Annotated in this window: 1 protein-coding gene; it reads left to right on the forward strand. The window is 59.1% G+C overall.

All coding sequences use genetic code 11. The features are described 5' to 3' along the window. Positions 1 to 430: (5-formylfuran-3-yl)methyl phosphate synthase (locus EN879_RS38580; protein WP_281034644.1), on the forward strand; the 430-nt coding region annotated here is incomplete at both ends.

The following is a 430-nucleotide window of genomic DNA, read 5'->3' on the forward strand; positions in this document are numbered from 1 at the left end:
CCGGAGCGTATTCCGGGATTCGTCGATCGAACGAAATCGCTCGGTCTGATGGTCGGCCTGAGTGGATCGCTGGAAGCTCCGGATATTCCGCGCCTATTGCCTTTCGCTCCCGATTTTCTCGGCTTTCGGGGGGCGCTGTGTGGCCATTCCGGTCGCACGAGTTCGATCAGCGCCGAGGCGGTCTCGCAGATTCGCGAGTTGATCCCAGCGGAATCCGGGACCGGCGATCAATCGAGTATCGACTATCGCCTGTTGGCAGCGAGAGGCTATTCGCCGGACACCGACCCGACACTGGGCACGGACAGGATTTTTGTGCGGGATTTTGTTCTGCCGGTCCAGATCGGTGCCTACAGCTTCGAGCATGGCCATACTCAAAAAGTGCGCTTTGATGTGATCGCCGATGTGCTGCAAATCACCGACCATCCCGAGG

The sequence above is a fragment of the Mesorhizobium sp. M7A.F.Ca.AU.002.02.1.1 genome (genome assembly GCF_003998535.1).
Classification (GTDB): Bacteria; Pseudomonadota; Alphaproteobacteria; order Rhizobiales; family Rhizobiaceae; genus Mesorhizobium; species Mesorhizobium ciceri.